The 15388-nt window shown below is 63.5% G+C and carries 12 protein-coding genes and 1 pseudogene; 4 read left to right on the forward strand and 9 right to left on the reverse strand.

The features are described 5' to 3' along the window. Positions 1–27: 27 nt before the first annotated feature. Positions 28–168 (reverse strand): annotated as a pseudogene (locus ACOABP_RS26070) (helix-turn-helix domain-containing protein); the annotation flags it as partial. 90 nt (positions 169–258) lie between these two features. Here ACOABP_RS26070 and ACOABP_RS26075 point away from each other — a divergent pair. Together ACOABP_RS26075 and ACOABP_RS26080 are read left to right on the forward strand one after the other, a co-directional pair. Beyond that, complete coding sequence (locus ACOABP_RS26075; RefSeq protein WP_474228577.1) at positions 259–915, forward strand: LysR substrate-binding domain-containing protein; 657 nt, start codon at positions 259–261, stop codon at positions 913–915. Positions 916–1093: 178 nt separating this feature from the next. Beyond that, the gene (locus tag ACOABP_RS26080) at positions 1094–2644 is read left to right on the forward strand and encodes an MDR family MFS transporter (RefSeq protein WP_474228578.1); all 1551 of its coding nucleotides are present in this window, start codon (positions 1094–1096) and stop codon (positions 2642–2644) included. 9 nt (positions 2645–2653) lie between these two features. On the opposite strand, the gene ACOABP_RS26085 is transcribed toward ACOABP_RS26080, so the two are convergent. The 6 genes from ACOABP_RS26085 to istA all read right to left on the reverse strand — a co-directional run bounded on the left by ACOABP_RS26085 (position 2654) and on the right by istA (position 9370). Continuing rightward, positions 2654–3532, reverse strand: a complete 879-nt coding sequence (locus ACOABP_RS26085) for an oxygenase MpaB family protein (RefSeq protein ID WP_474230554.1) — start codon at positions 3530–3532, stop codon at positions 2654–2656. Positions 3533–3686: 154 nt separating this feature from the next. Then, positions 3687–4724 carry a cytochrome d ubiquinol oxidase subunit II gene (locus ACOABP_RS26090; protein WP_474228579.1) on the reverse strand — a complete coding sequence of 346 codons (1038 nt, stop codon included), beginning with the start codon at positions 4722–4724 and terminating at the stop codon, positions 3687–3689. Then, entirely contained in the window at positions 4721–6094 is a 1374-nt protein-coding gene (locus ACOABP_RS26095) for a cytochrome ubiquinol oxidase subunit I (RefSeq protein ID WP_474228580.1), read from the reverse strand. Before ACOABP_RS26095 ends, ACOABP_RS26090 begins: the two co-directional genes overlap by 4 nt. Positions 6095–6097: 3 nt before the next feature. Further along, positions 6098–6748, reverse strand: coding sequence for a GbsR/MarR family transcriptional regulator (locus tag ACOABP_RS26100; protein WP_474228582.1), 651 nt, complete (start codon positions 6746–6748; stop codon positions 6098–6100). Between the two features lie 323 nt (positions 6749–7071). Further along, positions 7072–7860 carry an IS21-like element helper ATPase IstB gene (istB, locus tag ACOABP_RS26105; RefSeq protein WP_066736875.1) on the reverse strand — a complete coding sequence of 263 codons (789 nt, stop codon included), beginning with the start codon at positions 7858–7860 and terminating at the stop codon, positions 7072–7074. Beyond that, a complete protein-coding gene (gene istA / locus ACOABP_RS26110; RefSeq protein ID WP_474224628.1) occupies positions 7850–9370 on the reverse strand; it encodes an IS21 family transposase in 1521 nt (506 codons plus the stop codon). Before istA ends, istB begins: the two co-directional genes overlap by 11 nt. A 465-nt stretch (positions 9371–9835) precedes the next feature. Between istA and ACOABP_RS26115 the strand changes: the two genes are divergently transcribed. Further along, positions 9836–11539, forward strand: a complete 1704-nt coding sequence (locus ACOABP_RS26115) for an arylsulfatase (RefSeq protein WP_474228583.1) — start codon at positions 9836–9838, stop codon at positions 11537–11539. Positions 11540–11645: 106 nt separating this feature from the next. Here the strand turns inward: ACOABP_RS26115 and ACOABP_RS26120 are convergent, their stop codons facing one another. Beyond that, complete coding sequence (locus tag ACOABP_RS26120; RefSeq protein ID WP_474228584.1) at positions 11646–12530, reverse strand: LysR family transcriptional regulator; 885 nt, start codon at positions 12528–12530, stop codon at positions 11646–11648. Between the two features lie 129 nt (positions 12531–12659). Between ACOABP_RS26120 and argC the strand changes: the two genes are divergently transcribed. Next, positions 12660–13583, forward strand: coding sequence for an N-acetyl-gamma-glutamyl-phosphate reductase (gene argC / locus ACOABP_RS26125; protein ID WP_474228585.1), 924 nt, complete (start codon positions 12660–12662; stop codon positions 13581–13583). 677 nt (positions 13584–14260) lie between these two features. Here argC and ACOABP_RS26130 read toward each other — a convergent pair. Further along, positions 14261–15106, reverse strand: a complete 846-nt coding sequence (locus ACOABP_RS26130; RefSeq protein WP_474228586.1) for an arylamine N-acetyltransferase family protein — start codon at positions 15104–15106, stop codon at positions 14261–14263. Positions 15107–15388 lie beyond the last annotated feature (282 nt).

The following is a 15388-nucleotide window of genomic DNA, read 5'->3' on the forward strand; positions in this document are numbered from 1 at the left end:
ACGGCCTGCTGCGGGTCTCGGCCTTCGATCGCGCAACTGCGCCAGCGCGTGGCTGACCGCCGGCTGGCTCTTGTGCAGCCGCACGGCCGCGCGCGTGACGTGCTGCTCCGTCAGCAGCGCGTGCAGCGTCAGCAGCAGGTTCATGTCGAGGCGGCGCAGGTCATCCATGCGGCGAATGTCTCAGGTAAGGATTGCGAATTTCCCTGGCGGCCGCAGCGCGGGCACCATGGGGCTTCGTTCTTGAACCGGAGACTTTACATGACGGCACCCCTGGCCACGCCGCTGGCATCTACCTGGGCCCGGCGCACCTTCCGCGTGGCGTTGTCGGACTACGGCGCGCGCATCATCCTGCCGTCGCTGGTGCGCCGGCTGCGCCAGGAGGCGCCCGGCATCGATCTGGCCGCCGTGCAGGCCAGCCGCGAAGCCATGCTGGCAAAGCTGGCCGATGGCGAGATCGATCTCGCGCTGGGTGTGTTTCCGCATCTGCCGCGCGATATCGGCGCCGACCTGCTTTTCGAGGACCACTACACCAGCGTGGGAGACCGCGCCACGCTGCCCGCAGACGGTGGCCTGGCGCGCGAGGCGTGGCTGGCGCGCCCCCACGTGCTGGTGGCGATGCGGCTCGATGCGCCAAGCGATATCGATGTGGCCCTGGCGGCAGCGGGCCTGGACCGCCATGTGGCGGTTGTGCTGCCGCACTGGAGCGCGGCGCTCGACGTGGTGGCCGGCACCGACCTGATCCTGACCGTGGCCGCGCGGACGCTGTCTGCCGCACCCGCGCAGCCGGCGCTGCGGGCCTTCGAACCCCCGGTGCAACTGCCGTCCGTGCCGTTCCAGCAGGCCTGGCATGCGCGGCGCGAAACCGATCCCGCCCACCGATGGTTGCGCCAGGCAGTACGTGCCTGCTGTGGATAACTGCCGATCAAGTGATGATGGTGTCGCTTTTTGGCGTCGAAACCGGGCCAGGAAGGCAGCGTTGAAAGGGAATCGACAAGCGCGGTCTTCAGCAGTCGCCTAAAATAGCCGCTCTCCTTTACCCGACAAAAGAGCAGCGAAGCCCGTCCGGGCCTTCATCTGCCAGCCAGGCCACACCATGTCCGCAGCGCCCTCATCCCGGCTTTCCCCCGACGCCCCTCCGGCTGACGTTCCTGTCATGCAGGTTATCTTCGGCCTGATGCTCGCCATCCTGCTAGGCGCGCTCGAACAGTCGATCGTGGCCGTGGTGCTGCCGGACATCGCGCTGCAGCTCAATGGCTTCGAGGACATGGCCTGGGTGATTTCCGCCTACCTGGTGGCGTCGACGGTGGTGACGCCGATCTACGGCAAGCTGTCCGACGTGCTCGGGCGCCGCTCGGTGCTGACGTTCTCGATCATCCTGTTCCTGCTGGCATCGATCGCCTGCGCGCTGGCTACGACCATGCCGATGCTGATCATCGCCCGCATCCTGCAGGGCCTGGGCGGCGGCGGACTGATCTCGGTGTCGCAGGCCACTATCGCCGACGTGGTGCCGCTGCGCGAACGTGGCAAGTACCAGGGCTATGTCAGCGGCGTATGGGCCGTGGCCAGCATGGCGGGGCCGGTGATTGGCGGCTACCTGGCGCACTTCCTGTCGTGGCGCTGGATTTTCTGGATCAACATTCCGCTGTCGCTGATTGCGCTGGTTGTAGTGCGGCGCGCGCTGCGCCACCTGCCGGTCAGCGGCCGCAAGCACAAGATCGACTACTTTGGCGCGCTGCTGTTCGGCGGTGGCCTGTCTGGCGTGCTGGTGTTCCTGACCCGTCTGGGGCAGGGGCATTCTCCGCTGGAGCCGCAGACCATCGGCCTGCTGGCGGCGGGCCTGATCGGGCTGGTGGTGTTCGTATGGCAGGAGCGCCGCGCCTCCGATCCGGTGATTCCGCTTGCAATGCTGGGCGTGCCCACCGTGGCTATCTGCTGCCTGACGCTGTTCCTGTGCTTCTTCCAGCTGATCGCGATGTCGGTGCTGCTGCCGCTGCGTTTCCAGGTGGTGGGCGGCGCGCATGCCGACACCGCCGCGCTGCGGCTGGTGCCGCTGACGCTGGCGATTCCGTTCGGTGCCTATATCTCCGGCCGGCTGATGTCGTGGAGCGGCCGCTACAAGCCGCTGCAGATGACTGGCTGCCTGGTGGCGCCCGTGGCGATCGTGGCGCTGGCCTTTACACCGCCGCAATCGGTGACGCTGGCGGCGCTGGTGATGATCGTGCTGGGCCTGTCGATTGGCCTGCAACTGCCCAGCGGGCTGGTGGCAACGCAGAACTCCGTGCCGCCGCAGCAGGTGGGCATCGCCACGGCGTTGACCGCGTTCTCGCGGCTGCTGGGCGGCGCCGTGGGCGTGGCCGTTCTCACCACGGTGCTGATCGCGCTGCTGCGTCATAGCGGCGTGGCCGTGTCGGACATGAGCGGCGGCGAGGATGTGCTGATGAGCATGTTCCGCCGGGCGATGTCGGGCGGCGACCAAGGTGACGCCGCTGCGGTACGCTTGGCCGCCGAACGCGCCTTCCGCGTGCTGTTCCTGATGAGCGCGGCAGTGTCGCTGATCGCGCCGTTCTTTGTGGCACGCCTGAAGGAAACGACGCTGCGCGGCAGCCCTGCCGCCGCAGCCAAGGCGGCGGCCACGGCAGAGTAATCAGAGTATTCAGCCGGCGGGCTGTGCCTGTACGCGCCGTCGGGCGCGGGCAGCCAGCCCCGGCCCCAGCGCCCAGCGTAGCGTCGGCGCCAGTCCGCGCATGCCGCCCAGTGCCAGCGAGCGGCGCAGCGACGGCCGGTGCAGGTCGAGCATCCGGCGCGCCCAGGGCGGCAGCAGCGCTACGCCCGCATCGGCCATGGTCCGCACGGCCGGCACCAGCAACGGATTCGCCACCGGCATCGCCATGATCAGCCGGACCACCTCTTTCGTGCGGTCGCTGTTCACCAGGCCGGGCCGCTGCGCCTCCAGATAGGCGTCCACCTGCGCGCGCGAGCGCGGCACGTTGGGTGCGCCCAGCAACGCCGCCACCGTGGCTTCTTCCTCGAAATAGCGGTCTTGTTCCGCCACGGAAAGCGGGCCCACGTAGCGCAGGTATCCGGCCATGAAGCTCGATACCTCTGCCACGTGCACCCACGTCAGCAGGTCGGGGTCATCGGCGGCATACGGCTGTCCATCGGGTGCGGTGCCCTGGATCGACGCATGGATGCGCCGCACCCGTTCGATCAGCCGCATCGCGTCGGCCCGGCTGCCATAGGTGGTGCCGGCGATGAACTGCGCGGTACGGCCCAGGCGGCCCTGCATGTCGGTGCGAAACGTGGAGTGGTCCCATACGCCGGCCAGTGCGCGCGGATGCAGCGCCTGCAGCAGCAGGGCGCTGACACCGCCGGCCAGCATCGCCGGAAAATCGGCGTGCACGCGCCAGCAGACGGCGTCCGGGCCGAACAGGCCGGGGTCGCCGGGCGGATTGTCGTAGTCGAGGGTCAGCCCCGAATTGCTGCGCGTGAGCGCGCGAACCTGATCGCCGGCGTGACTGCGCAGGCGGCGCATCAGCGGGCCGGTGGTGGCGCCCGCAGGCGCACGGTGGGTGGGGTCGGGCGAGGCGGACAAGGTACGAAACGAAAAAGCGGGTGTTGTCTGGCTGTCGCCAGCATACACCCGCCGGGGCGGCTTGCCGTCGCGACTGATCGCGACGGATGCCCCGTCAGTCGTAGCGCAGGTCGGTGGCCTTGCCCCAGAACACGCGGTACGCATAGGCCGTATAGCCCAGGATGGTAGGCAGGACCACCGCGGCGCCCAGCAGGATCACCATCAGCGATTCCGGCGCGCTGGCCGCCTGCCAGATGTCGATGCGATCCACCACCAGGTACGGGAAAAGGCTGTAGGCCAGGCCGTTGAATGCCAGCAGGAAGATCACGGCCGTGCCCGCGAACGGCAGCCAGCACCAGCGGTCGTTGCCGCTGGCGTGCAGATTGCGCATGCGCCGCAGGAACCGTTCGATGACCACGAACAGGCCCATCGTCAGCAACGGGATCGGTGCCAGCATGATGATGTTCGGCAGCGCAAACCACTTGTCGAAAATACGCGTGCTGACCATCGGCGTGACCACCGAGATCGCCGCCACGCCGGCCGCCGTAAGCCACAGGCTGCGCCGGGCCCAGTAGATGGCGCGCAGCTGCAGGCTGCCCGTGGTCTTCATGATCAGCCACGTGGCGCCCAGCAGGCAGTAGCCGGCCACCAGGCACAGCCCCACGGCCACGGCAAACAGCAGGTTGGGCAGGTCGTAGCGGAAGCCGGTGATATAGAGTCCCAGCATCAGCCCCTGCGAGAAACTGGCGAGCAGCGAACCCGCATAGAACGCGAAGTTCCACCACGGCTTGTGCGGATCGCGCGCCTTGACGCGGAAGTCGAACGCCACGCCGCGGATGATCAGGCCCGCCAGCATCAACGCCACGGGCAGGTACAGGTTGGTCAGGATGACGCCGTGCGCCAGCGGAAACGCCGTCAGCAGCAGCCCCACACCGAGCACCAGCCAGGTTTCGTTGGCGTCCCAGAACGGCCCGATCGACGCGATCATGGTGTCCTTGTCGGCGTCATCGGCGCGGCGCAGCAGTACGCCCACGCCCAGGTCGTATCCGTCGAGGATCACGTAGATCAGCATCGACAGGCCCATCAGCGCCAGGAACACCAGCGGCAGCCAGCCGGCCGGCTGGGTCAGGTCGTGAATCGTGGCCGGGTTCATTGCGCGCTCCTGGTTTGGCCGATAACGGGTTGCGGCGTGCCGGCGACCGGCCCGGCCGCGCCGGTTTTGCCCGCCTTGCGGGCCAGGTGGAACACCACGGAGATATAGGCCACGATCAGCAGCAGATAGAGCGACAGGTACATCGCCAGCGTGCTGCCGATCATCGCGGCCGGCACCTTGGACGCGGCCTGCGCGGTGGTCAGCACGCCGTAGACCAGGTAGGGCTGCCGGCCGATCTCGGTGACATACCAGCCCGCCACCAGCGCGATCCAGCCGGAGAACGTCATGGCCACCAGCACGCGCGCCAGCCATGGCGACGGCGCGCCCTGCCTGCGGATCTGCCAGGTGCCCAGCCACGACACGGCCAGCATCAGCAGGCCCACGCCCACCATGATGCGGAAGGCGAAGAACAGCGGCGCCACGGGCGGATGGCGGTCGGCAAAGGCGTCGATGCCCTTGATCTCGCCATCGGCCTTGTGGGTCAGGTAGATCGATGCAAGCTTCGGGATCGCGATCTCGAAATCGTTCGACTGCGTGGCGGCGTTGGGCAGGCCGAACAGCACGGCCGGTGCGCCTTTCTCGGTCTTCCAGATGCCTTCCATGGCCGCGATCTTGGCCGGCTGGTGATGCAGCGTGTTCAGGCCGTGCAGGTCGCCGGCCACGATCTGCAGCGGAATCAGCAACGCCGCCAGCGTCACGCCGGTGCGCAGCGAATGCATGACCTCGCGGCCGCGGTCCTGGCGCAGCCAGCGATACGCCGAGATGCCCGCCAGCAGGAAGGCCACGGTCAGCCCCGACGCCAGCAGCATGTGCACGAGCCGGTAGGGGAACGACGGATTGAAGATGACTTCGAACCAACTGGTGACATGCGCGCGGCCATCGATCATCTCGAAGCCGGCCGGGGTTTGCATCCACGAGTTCAGCGCCAGGATCCAGAACGCCGACAGCGTGGTGCCGCCGGCCACGAGCAGCGTGGCAATGGTATGCATGCGGTTGCCCACACGCCGCATGCCGAACAGCATGATGCCCAGGAAGGTGGCTTCGAGGAAGAACGCAGTCAGCACTTCATAGGCCAGCAGCGGGCCGGCGATATTGCCCACGGTCTCCATGTAGCCGGGCCAGTTGGTGCCGAACTGGAAGCTCATGGTGATGCCGCTGACCACGCCCAGCGCGAACGTCAGCGCGAAGATCTTCACCCAGACGCGGTAGGCGTCCATCCAGCTTTCATCGCCGGTCTTGTTGTAGCGCAGCTTGAAGAACAGCAGCACCCAGGCCAGCGAAATGCTGATGGTGGGAAACAGGATGTGGAACGTGATATTCGCGGCGAACTGGATGCGCGCCAGTATCACCGGATCGACACTTGCAAACACGGGTTACTCCTTGCGGGGGCGGGCAGACTTTGCGGGGGTTTTGCTGCCGGCGGATTTCGCCGGGGCCTTGTCGGCCTTGCCGGTCTTGTCCTTCGCGGCGCCGCCCATGCCGATGGCAGAGGTAAGACGGTCCTTGACGTCCAGCAGCTTGGTGACGCGCGAGCCCAGGCGCATCAGTTTTTCGAGGGTGGCGACGTCCAGCTTCTGCGTGTCGCCAAACCACGTGGTGACCAGCAGGATCAGCCCGTACATCTCTTTCATGCGGGCCTGCGCATGCCGGTCTTCGTCAGACAGCGGCGTTTCCAGCTGGACTTCGCGCAGCATCGACAGTGTGGGATCGATCTCGCGCCGGCGGCGTTCCTCGGCCAGCGTGCGGAAGATCGCCCAGACATCGTCGGGCGCGGAGAAATACTCGCGGCGGTCGCCGGGCTGGTGCGACAGCTTCACCAGGTTCCAGGACTCCAGTTCCTTGAGCCCAATGCTGACATTGGAGCGCGAGAACCCGAGTGATTCGGCGATCTCGTCGGCGTTCAGGGGGCGCGCAGCGGTGAAGAGCAGGGCATAGATCTGACCAACCGTACGGTTGATCCCCCAGCGGCTGCCCATCTCACCGAAGTGGAGGACAAAGCGCTGGACCAGGGGCGAGAGCTGCATTGTCTGTTTTGAATTTTCAGAAATTTGTGAAAGTTTAGAACAAAACTTAGAAACGTGCGCGGGGTGACGGGTGTGACGGGCTGTCGCAGGTGTGGGGCAGAGGGGGTGTCACGTCTCAAAGTTATTGAGTTTTGTCTCACAGTTAGTGGGTTAGATTCTCAAAGTTAGCGGGTAAAAGGGTTTATGCAATGGCGTGCGGAGTGTGACTCTTAGGAGGGGAGGGCCTCCGCGGTCGGGGCCGTCATTCGGAGTCTCAAGTCGGTCTGTTGATTTGCACGGAAAACGGACCCAGCATTTGCATCGAAAATTGACCCACCCTGGGTTCATGCTTCGTCTTGAGGCGGTGTTTGCTTGGCGGTCCGTTTCTCCTTCTTGGGTTGAGTGGTGCTGTGCTTGAAGCGGTAGCTGTCGTTGCCTGTCTCCACGATGTGGCAGTGATGTGTGAGGCGGTCCAGTAAGGCGGTGGTCATCTTGGCGTCACCGAACACGGCCGACCACTCGCCAAAGCTCAGGTTTGTCGTGATGATCACACTGGTGCGCTCGTATAGCTTGCTGATAAGGTGAAACAGCATGGCGCCTCCAGCCTGGCTGAATGGTAGATAGCCCAATTCGTCCAGGATCACCAGATCCGTGTACATAAGTCGCGTGGCCATGTGGCCTGGTTTGCCGGTCGACTTCTCTAGCTCCAGCAGGTTGACCAGTTCGACCGTCGAGAAGAACCTGACCCGGCGATGGTGATGCTCCACAGCTTGCACGCCGATGGCGGTCCCAATGTGCGTTTTGCCCGTACCCGGTCCACCTACCAAGACGACGTTGTGGGCCGACTCGAGGAACTCGCATCGATGGAGTTGCCGCACAAGAGCCTCGTTCACTTCACTGCAACTGAAATCGAAGCCGACCAGATCCCGATACGCCGGAAACTTGGCCACCTTCATCTGGTAGGCCAGGGACCTGACCTCGCGCTCCGAGAGTTCGGCCTTGAGCAGCCGCGACAGAATGGACACCGCAGCCTGGTAAGCGGGTGAGTCCTGTTCCGCCAGATCGCCAAGCGCCTGCGCCATGCCATGAAGCTTCAGCGCCTTGAGCATCTCCACCATGACCTCATGCTGCATGATTGACCTCCCGCAGCGTGTCGTAGCGGCCAACATTGGCCTCGGGCTCGACGCGTAATGCCAGCGCCTGCGGGGCGGTAATGGGCGAAATGGGCTCGCCCTGCAGCAGACGGCTAAGAATATTGAGGACTGTCTGCTTGGAAGGCGCGCCGGTCTCCAGCGCAAGCTCAACGGCCATCAGCACTGCCTGCTCATCGTGCAACAGGACCAGCGCCAACACCTCCACCATCTCGCGATCGCCACCGGTTCGCTTCAGCAAGATGCGCTGCAGACGCTTGAATCCATCGGGAAGCTCGGCGAATGGCGCGCCGTTGCGTAGTGCACCGGGCTTGCGCTGCAGAACGGCCAGATAGTGACGCCAGTCATAGATCGTGCTGCCATGGCCGTGGCTTCGACTGATGCAGCGTACGTGCTCGGCAATGACATGCCCTTCGGCAACGAACACCAGGCGCGAGGCATAAACACGCAAGCTGATGGGCCGATTGGCATATGAGGCTGGCACGCTGTAACGGTTGCGATCAAAGTGTACGAGGCAGGTCGGCGAGACGCGCTTGGTGTGCTCCACGAAGCCATCAAACGCCTGACCTACGGGCATGAGATGGGGGCGTTCCTGAGACCACGCTTCCCATATCGTCATGTCGAGCTCGGGGTGACGGGTCTGTTGCCAAAGCAGCACGCACTGATCGGCCAACCAGTCGTTGAGCGCGTCGAGCGAGCCAAATGACGGGATCCGCTGCCAGATGCGATGGCGGCTGTCCTGGACGTTCTTCTCTATCTGCCCCTTCTCCCAGCCAGAGGCCGGATTGCAAAACTCGGCATCGAACAGGTAATGGCTGACCATGGTGCTGAAGCGCAGGTTCACGTCGCGCAGCTTGCCGCGCCGAACCCGATCCACCGCCGTCTTCATGTTGTCGTAGATGCCGCGCCGCGGGATGCCACCCCAGGCAGTAAAGGCGTGCTGATGGGCATCGAACAGCATCTCGTGAGTCTGCAGGAGATATGCGCGTAGGAAAAATGCCCGGCTATGGCTGAGCTTGAATTGCGCGACTTGCAGCTTTGTACGCTCGCCGGCAATGACTGCCCAGTCCTCGCTCCAGTCGAACTGAAAGGCTTCGCCCTCGGCAAAACGCAAAGGAATGAACGTGCCTTTGCTCGCGGCCTTCGATTGCTGCTGTAGCTCCTGGCGCCAGCGGCGTGCGAAAGCCGCCACGCGGTCATAGGATCCGGTGAATCCGAGTGCACACAAGTCAGCGTGGATTTGCTTGAGAGTACGCCGTTGCTTGCGCGGCTTGTTGGCTTCGGTCTTAAGCCAGGCCGACAGCTTGGCGGCGTAGCCGTCGAGCTTGCTGGGGCTGTGTCGCGTCGGATAGGCAGGCACCGTGACGTCTGCACGCAGGTAACGCCTAACGGTGTTGCGGGAAATACCAAGGCGCCTGGCGATCTCGCGAAGCGGGATCTGGTCGCGCAGGTGCCAGCGTCGAATGATGCTCAAAATGGCCACGTCGATCACTCCGAACTCCCGCCCGTTGCCGAGCAGGACAGTGTTCTACACGTGGGTCAACATTCGATGCAAATTACCGGGTCAGGTGGGTCAGTTCTCAGTGCAAATCAACACCCAGTGGCCAGAGTCACGTCTCGCAATTCAAAGATCACTAACATCTCGGCCAGAAAATTCTCAATTCCGCTTCTCGTTTTCTTCTGCAACGATAGCCTCAAGGTGCATTCCGCGCGCGATTCGTGCATGGCGGAGGGAGAGTCACGCGCTCGGCGCGCAGGCTTTCCGTCCCCGCCGCGGCGGGGGAGGGCACTGTCACAGTGCTTTACCCAGCGCCGCGCTCGCGCGGCGCAATGACCACATTGCTGTTGTGCAGCAGGTGATGAGAGCAGCGACAAACCGACGGTGGGCAATGAACGGAGGCGGGAAATGCATCGAGGCAAGGAAGGTATGGTGAAAAGAGGAGGCAGCAGCCTGTTGATGCTGGCCACCATGGCAGCGGTGCTCACGATCACGGGCTGCGGCAAGAAGGAGGAGCCACCAAAGGCGCAGCAGCCAGCGGCACAGGCGCCCGCCACGGCCCCGGATTCCAGCGCGGCCACGCCAGTGCCGGCCCCGGCCAATCCGCCGGTCGCGGCCAATACGCCGGTGGATGCCGCTTCTGCGCCAGCGTTGGCGGCTACCTCGTCGTCTGGCAAGAAGCCGAACATCCTGGTCATTTTCGGGGATGACATCGGGCAAACCAACATCAGCGCCTACAGCCACGGCGTGGTCGGCTACCGCACACCCAATATCGACCGCATTGCCACCGAAGGGATGATGCTTACCGACTACTACGGCGAGAACAGTTGTACAGCGGGGCGCTCCACTTTTATCACCGGTGAAGTTGGCTTGCGCACGGGCTTGCTGAAGGTTGGCATCCCCGGCTCGGCAATTGGCTTGCAGGCGCAGAACGTGACCATCGCCCAGGCGCTCAAGCCGCTGGGCTATGCAACGGGGCAATTCGGCAAGAACCACCTCGGAGACCGCAACGAATACCTGCCGACCGCACACGGCTTCGACGAGTTCTTCGGCAACCTCTACCACCTGAATGCGGAAGAGGAACCTGAGCGCCCCTATTACCCGAAGAACGACACGGCCTGGGTCAAGGCGAACGGCCCGCGCGGCGTTCTCCATTCCTTCGCAGACGGCAAGATTGACGACACCGGCCCTCTGAACCGTAAGCGGATGGAGACGATCGACGACGAAACCACCGCGGCCGCGATCGGCTTCATGGAAAAACAGGTCAAGGCTGACAAGCCGTTCTTTGTGTGGATGAATACGACGCGCATGCATGCCTTCACGCATGTGCGCGAGTCCATGCAAGGCCAGAGCGGCATGCCGGGCAATGAATACGCCGACGGCATGCTCGAGCACGACGGAGATGTCGGCAAGCTGCTCAAATCGCTCGACGATCTGAAGGTTACCGACAACACGATCGTCATCTACACGACGGACAACGGCCCCAATCAGTGGTCATGGCCGGACGCTGCGACCACGCCATTTAGAAGCGAGAAGGATACCAACTGGGAAGGTGCGTTCCGCGTTCCGGCACTGATCCGGTGGCCCGGCCGAATCAAGCCCGGTACCGTGTCGACGACGATGATCTCCGGGCTCGACTGGTTCCCGACCTTGCTTGCCGCAGCCGGCGATACCGATATCAAGGAACGGTTGCTAAAGGGCGCCAGCATCGGCGGAAAGTCATTCAAGGTGCACCTTGACGGCTATAACTTCCTTCCATACCTGACCGGACAGACCAACACCGGCCCTCGCCAGGATTTCTTCTACTTCAACGACGATGGAGTATTGGTGGCGATGCGGCACAACAACTGGAAGTTCGTCTTCTGCGAGCAGAGGCATCCCGGCGGCTTTGAAGTGTGGGCCAACCCCTTCACATGCTTGCGTGTGCCGAAGGCGTTCAACCTGCGCATGGATCCCTATGAGCGGGCTGATATCGTTTCCGATCAATACTACGACTGGACGGCAAAGAACGCGTACCTGATCAGCTATGCATCGTCGCGCGTCGGACCGTTCCTCCAGACGTTCAAGGACTATCCGCCCAGCCAGAGGCCGGCCAGCTTCACGATCGACCAGATGACCGAAGCGGTGATGCAGTCCATTAACAAGGGAGGAGCCAAGCAGTAATTCCCGCTCCCGCGATAGCGCCTGGCCGGATCGTCCGCCGGCCAGGCGCATCGCCACGACTGGACGCATGAGAGATGCGGTTGCCGCGCAAGTGCCGGGGCGACGTCTACGCCAGTCGCAGATCCCGCAACATATCCAGTACGTGTTGAGTGGCCCGCTCGACGTAGCCTGCGCGATGCGCAATGCCGAGCCGGCGCCACAACGCCGGGCTCAGCGGTCGCATGACAATGCGGTTGTCGGGCGAGGGCGCGGTCTCCTCGTGGGGCAACAGCGCTGCACCGTAACCTGCCGCGACCAGGCTCTTGATCGCGTCGTTGTAGTTGAGTTCGATGCGAGGCGCAGGATGATGCCCCGCAGTCGCGAACCACTCCGCAGTCAGGCGTGAAAGACGCGTGGTCGCGTCATTGAGAATGAGCGGTTGGGCAGCCAGCCATTCAGGCGTGACGCGCGCTGGGCACTGCCAATGCGCCGGCACGAACGCCATCACGGGGTCGCGCCGCCAGGGCTTGATCACGAGTCCGGCCACCGGGGGCTGAGGCAGGGCGACCAGCCCTACGTCCAGCGTCCCGTCCGCCAGTCGGGACAGCGTTTCCTGTGAGGTCAGCACTGCAACCTGGATGTCGATGGCGGGATGGTGCTGGCGCAACCCCTCAAGCGCCTGCGGCAACAGGTGCGCCAGCGCGCCAGTCGACGCACCAAGCCGCACGCGCCCTTCGAGTCCCTGCACCTGGCGTTGAATATCGTCTAGCGCCTGCTCGGCGTCTGCCAGCAGCCGACGCGCGCGCTCCACCAGCGCTTCTCCGATCGCCGACGGCCTGACGTGTCCGCGCTTGCGCGACAGGAGTTGCGCCCCGATGCGGTCTTCGAGCTCAGCGATATGGAGGCTGACCGTTGGCGGCGCCAGATGCAATGCGCGCGCCGCGTCGGCAAACGAGCCGCGGTCTGCAATGGCAACCAGCGTGCGCAAGCGGTCCAGGCTGATCTCTCGCATGTCGGCATCCAGATTCAGGAAAACTGAACGTCAGTGTTATGAAATTCAACTTTCTCTATTGTAGCGGTACATGGAACATAGGGGCTCGATCTCTTTCATGCAACGCAAAGTCAGCGGGGTATTTCACGTATGAGCTCTCCTGTTGTTTTCATCGACGGCGACCAGGGCACCACCGGGCTGCTAATCCACGAACGGCTGCGTAACCGGACCGATATCAGGCTGATGACGCTTGCGGCGGCGGAGCGCAAAGACCTGCGGCACCGCGCAGAAGCCATCAATGCCTGCGACATCGCCATCCTCTGTTTGCCGGACGCCGCCGCGCGCGAGGCCGTGTCCACCATTGTCAATCCCGCGGTTCGCGTTATCGACGCAAGCTCTGCGCACCGTACACACCCGGACTGGACTTACGGATTGCCGGAGATGACGCCGGGCCAGGCGGAGCGCATTGCAAACGCGCGTCGCGTGACCAACCCCGGCTGCTATCCGACCGGTGCGATTGGCCTGCTGCGGCCGTTGGTGCAGGTCGGGCTCATACCGGGCGACTACCCCATCAGCATCCATGCGGTATCCGGCTACTCGGGACGCGGGCGCGCGGGCGTGGAGGAATATGAGGGCCCCGGCGCTGTCAACGCGCCTTCATATCAGGTCTACGGCCTGGAGCTTGCTCACAAGCACACGCCGGAGATCCAGCAGCACGCCGGGCTCTCGCAGCCGCCCATTTTTGTCCCGGCGTACGGTGCGTTCCGCCAGGGCATCGTGCTGACGGTGCCGCTGGCGTTGCGGCTGCTGGCACCCGGGGTGAATGGCGCCACGCTACAAGACTGCCTCGCGCGCCACTATGCCGGGGCGGAGCACGTCCATGTCTTGCCGCTGCAGGAGTCTGGCGCCCTGAAGCATCTGGATCCGCAGGCGCTGAACGGGACGAACAACCTGCGCCTGAGCGTATTTCCCAGCAAGGAGCACGGGCAGGTCCTGCTGTCGGCGGTTTTCGATAATCTTGGAAAGGGCGCGTCCGGCGCCGCGATTCAAAACCTGAACCTGATGCTCGCGTAGTCGCGTAGTCGTGGCCGTCGAATGCCCCTTCCCGGCCCGGGAAGGGAGGTGGCCCGGAGGTTGTCCCGCCCCCGGTTTGTCGCGATCTATCGGCCGTGGGGTACGGGACGCGGAGGATTCGGTTGCGGCGTATAGCCAGGTACCTGGATATATGGCGCGACGATATACGGGTACGGTGCAGATCCATTGACCTGCTGGTCATAGGTGGGCGAGTTTGGCGGTGTCGCGATGACACCGGCCCGGCTGGGCGGCGGGGTGTGCAATACAGTCGCATCGCGCTGGCCATCGCTGATTCCGCGTTCGGTACTCAGGATCTGCGGCCGACTGCCTGCATCCTGAGCGGCATTCGCTGCAGCCGAGCCCAACGTCGAGAGCAAGATAATCGTTGCAAATCTCAGCATATCGACTCCACATATTCTTGTTGCGTATGTCGTGCCTCTGGCGCAATCAAGCCGGCAGCCCACTATAAAGGTCGGGACGGTCGCTTTCGATAGGCCAATGGTAGTACGGACGCTTACGGCAGGCGGGCCCGAAACTTGAGGTGCCAACGGAATTTCCGATCTTGCGGCCGGTGATGGGTCGGGTGCCCGCGATTATTTTTGTGCTTTATAAGACATGTGTAATGTCATGGAGATTCCGGCTCGACTGGAGCCAGCGATAGGGAATCTGAAGTTTGTTCAGGGCGCCTTATCGCGACTGATCGCCTGAATCTTTTCCCAAACGTGCTCGGGCTGGGGGATATCGAGGTCGAAGACGGTTTCAAACGTGTCCGCCAGATGGTCAGCGCCAGTGATGCGGTGTTCCTTGATGCCGTCGGGCATTACATTGCGCAAGCGATCGTTCTGCAGTGAGACATAGCCGTTCGCCGTATGACGCAGGACTGCCAGCGCGTTTGTGAACGGCGATCCCGGGTCCCGCATTAACCAGGCATGCGTGGTGGCCATGGCAGCTTCGTCGCTGTGGTCGGTACGGAAGTCAAAGCTGCGCGCGATGCCGAACGCGTGGTTATTGAATCGCAGCCATCCGTCCTCCGTCGGCATGATCGAAAAATCAAAGCCGCGTTGGCTGATCGGGCCGATATCCAGAGGCACCGGCTCGACGATGGCGTCGGCCACGCCGACCTCGGCAAGAAAGGGGCGGTCGAGATCGACACGCAAGGTCAAGTGATTGCCGATGGCAATGTCGCCCAGAATTTCACGATTAACCCCGCCGCATAAACGCGTGACGCGGAAACCGAGCGCATCGAGCGCTGCGCCGAACAGGCCGTTCATCTCGTAACACCATCCGCCGCGTCTGCTGCCCACCATCTTCGTGAAGGCGGACGCCGGGGCCATCGAGGACGGCCATCCCATGAATGCATCGAGCGCCTCGAAAGTGAATGTCATGAGATGGGCGCGATGCAGCCTCGACAGGCCGTGAAGGTCGACAGAGACGGGCCGGGCAATCTTGATCCTGGCGAGATAGGCGTCCAACTGGGCCGCCGTCAATGTCATTTCGCTTGCATTTGAAGGCACGTTCGTCATCTTTCGCTCCCCTGTCGATTGACGATGTTGTGGCTTTTCGATCCCTTCCGAAAAATGTATGAACGTCCAAACAACAAACATGAGAGTTGTGCGCGGCAGATTCCCGAAATGTACTCGCAATCAAGCCAATGGGATCGATTTCTGCACGTCTTGTCCCTTTCTGTGCCGCCAGTCACGTGCGAATTCCCCTGGTGGTTCACTAGCTGGGTGAGTGCGCGGATGACCTAAGCTGAAGTGCGACCGAAGCGGAAGCAACTGGCGTATTCGTTGTCGCTTCCTGAC

Source organism: Cupriavidus sp. HE11, assembly GCF_056097175.1.